The sequence below is a fragment of the Alcanivorax sp. HI0044 genome, from assembly GCF_001634945.1.
Genome location: NZ_LWEZ01000069.1, coordinates 1 through 4,674, shown reverse-complemented (window position 1 = coordinate 4,674; position 4,674 = coordinate 1). Strand labels below are relative to the sequence as shown.

Here is a 4,674-nt window from a genome sequence, read left to right as displayed (position 1 = left end):
CGTCCTTGTTATCGCTACGGTTATCGTTGCGATTGTCGGAAGCGCGATTGTCTGCCTGGCGGTTGTCGTTCTTGCGGCCGCCATCCTTGTCGTTCTGGCGTTTGTTGCGGTTATTGCGATTGTCGTTATCGCCTGCTTTGCCGCCATCGCGCTTGTTGCGGTTGTCGTTCTTGCCGCGGTTATCGTTGTTGCGGCCGTCATTACGATTGTCGTTGCGGTTGCGGTTGTTGCCACCACGGCCACGGGCGTTCTGCTGCTGGCGCTGCTTGTTATCGCCTTTGCGCTGGGGCTGTTCTTTCTTCACCTTGGCGGGCTTGGGCTCAGCGGTAAAGACCTGGGCAAGCCAGGTGAACAGACGCGCCAGCAGACCCAGGTTCTGGGCCTGCGCTGTCGGTGCGGCAGCTGCCGGTTTGGGCGGCGGTGGGGCGGTGTCCGGAGCCATCAGTTTGACGGCGGGCTCCTGGGTCTTGATTTCCGTGTCCTGGGCGGAGGCGATATCGGCATCCTTGTTGCCCTCCAGCAGGTCCATCTCGTGGCTCAGCTGAGCGGACGTCTGGTCATCACGGATGCGCTCAACTTCGAAGTGGGGCGTGTCCAGGTTCTGGTTGGGAATGATGACCACGCGAACATTGTGGTTCTTCTCAATGGCGCGCAGGGGATCACGCTTTTCATTGAGCAGGTAGGTGGCCACGGCCACCGGCACCTGGGCCTGAATCTCGCCGGTGCGCTCTTTCATCACTTCTTCTTCGATAAGACGAAGAATGCTCAGCGCCAGTGATTTCACATCACGGATATGGCCCTGGCCGTCGCAACGCGGGCAGACGATGCTGGATGTCTCGCCGAGGCTGGGGCGAAGCCGTTGACGGGACAGTTCCAGCAGGCCGAAGCGGGAGATACGGCCCAGCTGGATGCGGGCCCGGTCTTGCTCCAGCGCATCGCGCATGCGGTTTTCCACGTCACGCTGGTTGCGTGCGGGGCCCATGTCGATGAAATCCACCACGATCAGGCCGCCGATATCACGCAGGCGCAGCTGCCGGGCGATTTCTTCGGCGGCTTCCAGGTTGGTGTTCAGGGCGGTTTCTTCGATATCCGCGCCCTTGGTGGCACGGGAGGAGTTGATGTCGATGGACACCAGTGCTTCTGTCGGGTCGATGACAATGGAGCCACCGGAGGGCAGCTTCACTTCCCGCTCGAAGGCGGTTTCGATTTGCGATTCAATCTGGAAACGGGAGAACAGCGGGGTCTCGTCGTCGTACAGTTTGATCTTGTGCTGGAAGTCCTGCATCACCTGCTGAACAAAGCCCTGGGCTTCGTCGTAGACTTTTTTGGAGTCGATCAGCACTTCGCCGATGTCTTTGCGCAGGTAGTCGCGGATGGCGCGAATGATGACGTTGGATTCCTGATAGATCAGGAAGGGCGCCTTGCGATCCTGGGAGGCATCGTCAATGGAGGTCCATAGCTTCAGCAGGTAGTTCAGGTCCCACTGCAGCTCTTCAGCACTGCGGCCCAGCCCGGCGGTGCGCACGATCACGCCCATTTCGTCGGGAATGGTCAGTGCACCCAGCGCTTCTTTCAGTTGCGCGCGCTCTTCCCCTTCGATGCGACGGGAGATGCCGCCGGCACGGGGGTTGTTGGGCATCAGTACCAGGTAGCGGCCAGCCAGGCTGATGAAGGTGGTGAGGGCGGCGCCTTTATTGCCGCGCTCCTCCTTGGCCACCTGAACGATGACTTCCTGGCCTTCCTTGATGACTTCCTTGATGTTAACGCGACCCTGAATGTCTTTGGGGTCTTTCTGGAAGTACTGGCGGGAAATTTCCTTGAGGGGAAGGAAGCCGTGGCGCTCGGCGCCGAAGTCTACAAAAGCCGCTTCCAGGGACGGTTCTACCCGGGTGATCTTGCCTTTGTAAATGTTGGCTTTTTTCTGTTCTCGTGTGCGGTGTTCAATATCTAGGTCATACAGACGTTGTCCGTCGACCAGAGCCACTCGTACCTCTTCAGGGTGAGTGGCATTAATAAGCATACGTTTCATGGTGCTACCACAAGTTTGTGGTGGCATGGGGCAGGGCCGGGTGCAACCGGTAGCAGACCAGGGGGAGTGCTGTGGCAGGCATGTCACGGATTGGGCGCACGCTGGGCGTGTGGTTCGCTTTCCTTGGTGATCGTGTTGCCTGAGTCAGCGGCTCTCCGAGTTGTGTGCAATGTTTAGTGCGTAATCATGCTGGCAGCTGGCCAGTCTGTAATGCTTCACGCGATTGCCGTGGTTGTGGAGTATGAATGTCTCCTTGCGTCACACAGCAATGTGTAAACTCTTGTCTGTCTGTTTTCCAGGTCGTTTGACCGGCGCTGCAGGCCACCATCGTTAATGTTCAGGGCCCGTTTTCGGGCGCTGTAAATGGGTCTTCTGCAGCGTGTGCCCAGTTCCGTGAGGGTATTTCCCTTCTGGAAGGTGGGCTTAACGCTTTTTCTGTGACCTGGGGGCGGGCTCTGTCTTCATCGGCTGTAGCCGGAGAGGGCCAAACGGCGAATGTTCGCTGCGCGTCGCCGTTGCCTATTTCAGGTCGACGCTTGACTATAGCAATAAAAGGCCAGCGGGATCAATCAGATAGATTGCTGACATGCTTGCGCCAGATGCAGACATTTCCGCCGATCACGCTTAGAATCGCGCCATGTCAGAAGATACCCCCGCAGCGAACCGGGTGACGTTTGTCACCATAGATGAAGGCCGGCATGGTCAGCGCCTGGATAATTTCCTGTTTACCCACCTTAAAGGGGTGCCTAAATCCCGTGTTTATCGGATTATTCGCTCCGGTGAGGTGCGCGTTAACAAGGGGCGCGCCAAGCAGACCACCCGACTGGCCAGCGGTGATGTGGTGCGTATTCCGCCCATTCGCACCAGTGAATCCGCCGCACCGCCGGCGGTGAGTGAGGGGTTGGCCGAGCGCTTGCGCCGGGCCTGTGTCTATGAAGATGACCAGCTATTCATTTTCAACAAGCCGGCAGGCCTGGCGGTGCATGGTGGCAGTGGTGTCAGCCTGGGGCTGATCGAAGCCTTGCGGGTGATGTATCCCGATGAAAAGGAAATGGAGCTGGTGCACCGGTTGGACCGCGACACCAGTGGCCTGATCATGGTGGCGCGGCGGCGTTCGTTTCTGCGCAAGCTGCAGCGCCTGATGCAGGGCGGCCAGGTGGAGAAGCGTTACTGGTTGCTGTGTCAGAGCTTCAAGGGCAAGGAGCGCACGCTGGATGCGCCCTTGCTGAAAATGATGAATGGCAACGAGCGCATCGTGCGGGTCTCCCGCGAGGGTAAGCCCTCGGTGACCCATTATCGCCTGCTCGAGCGGTTTGCTCAGGCGCAATTGGTGGAGGCCACTCTGGAAACCGGCCGCACCCATCAGATTCGGGTGCATAGCCAGTTTGGCGGCTTTCCCTTGTTGGGGGATGACAAATACGGAATTGCGAAAGGGGAGGCCCTGCTGACTGAGATCGGCCGCCGTCGCCTTTGTCTCCATGCCCGCACCCTGGTGTTTGTGCACCCGAACACGGGCAAGCGGCTGACGGTTACCGCGCCGCTGGATGACGATTACGAGGCGATTCTGACGGCCCTCAGGAGTCAGCGATGAATAATGCGCGTCCTTATGACCTGGTGATTTTCGACTGGGATGGCACGGTCATGGATTCCACCGGTCGTATTGTCAGCTGCATGCAGCTGGCGGCGCTGGATCTTGGGCTGCCTTCGCTGGCAGATCCGGTGGTATGCAGCATTATCGGGCTGGGATTGCCGGAAGCCATCGCCACGCTCTACCCGCAACTGGACGATGCGGGAATCGTCGCCATGCGCGATCGCTACGCTTTCCACTTTATCGCCGCCGAGCAGACCCCAAGCGCCCTTTATCCGGCGGCGGAACAGGTACTGACTCACTTGCGCGAAAGTGGCTTTAAGCTGGCGGTGGCCACCGGCAAGAGCCGAAAGGGGCTGCAGCGGGTGTGGGGAAATACCGGCCTGGATCGCTATTTTCATGCGTCACGCTGTGCCGATGAAAGCCAGTCCAAACCGCACCCGGCCATGGTGTTGGAGTTGCTGGAAACCATGGCGGTGGCGCCAGAGCGGGCGGTGGTGGTGGGTGACACCACGTTCGATCTGGAAATGGCCCGTGCTGCCGGGGTGGACCGCATTGGCGTGAGCTATGGTGCTCACCCGGTTGAACAATTGTTGCCGTGCGAGCCCTTGGCGGTGATCGACCGATTGGATCATTTGCTGCCGCTGGTGGGTTTGGCGGCGTCTGAATTTGTAATGGAGAGTGTGTGACTATGGAAAATCAGCCATCTTCCCGGCCCCCGCAGAATGAGCGGGAATGGAAGCTGATCGAAAAATTGCTGGGCCAGGCCCAGGATGAACAGCGCAAGTCCCGTCGCTGGGGCATCTTTTTCAAGGCGCTGACTTTTATATACCTGTTTACGCTGTTGGTGATGGTGATTCCGGGAAAAACCGGTTCAGCGGTGACCATGGCGGAAAAGCATGTGGGGATTGTTGACGTAAACGGTGTGATCGCGCCGGATCAGGATGCCAGTGCGGATTTGATCGTCACCGGCCTGACGCGGGCGTTTGAAGCGGAAAACACCACTGCCGTACTGTTGAAGATCAACAGCCCGGGTGGCTCGCCGGTGCAGTCAAAT

General features: G+C 58.9%; 3 protein-coding genes and 1 pseudogene. 3 read left to right on the top strand and 1 reads right to left on the bottom strand.

What is annotated here, in order from left to right; genetic code table 11:
* Positions 1 to 2,029, bottom strand: a 2,029-nt coding sequence (gene rne / locus A3730_RS00910) for a ribonuclease E (protein WP_197477207.1), incomplete at its 3' end; no start/stop codon positions are given.
* A gap of 637 nt (positions 2,030 to 2,666) precedes the next feature.
* Here rne and A3730_RS00905 point away from each other — a divergent pair.
* The 3 genes and pseudogenes from A3730_RS00905 to A3730_RS00895 all read left to right on the top strand — a co-directional run.
* Complete coding sequence (locus A3730_RS00905; protein ID WP_063519616.1) at positions 2,667 to 3,620, top strand: RluA family pseudouridine synthase; 954 nt, start codon at positions 2,667 to 2,669, stop codon at positions 3,618 to 3,620.
* Positions 3,617 to 4,306, top strand: coding sequence for an HAD-IA family hydrolase (locus A3730_RS00900; protein WP_063519617.1), 690 nt, complete (start codon positions 3,617 to 3,619; stop codon positions 4,304 to 4,306). The genes A3730_RS00905 and A3730_RS00900 overlap by 4 nt, the downstream gene beginning before the upstream one ends.
* Positions 4,307 to 4,308: 2 nt before the next feature.
* Positions 4,309 to 4,674 (top strand): annotated as a pseudogene (locus A3730_RS00895) (S49 family peptidase); the annotation flags it as partial.

Bases quoted from the DNA above. Each gene is read 5' to 3' on its own strand.
- A3730_RS00905 (WP_063519616.1), top strand. From the start codon at position 2,667: ATGTCAGAAGATACCCCCGCAGCGAACCGGGTGACGTTTGTCACCATA.
- A3730_RS00900 (WP_063519617.1), top strand. From the start codon at position 3,617: ATGAATAATGCGCGTCCTTATGACCTGGTGATTTTCGACTGGGATGGC.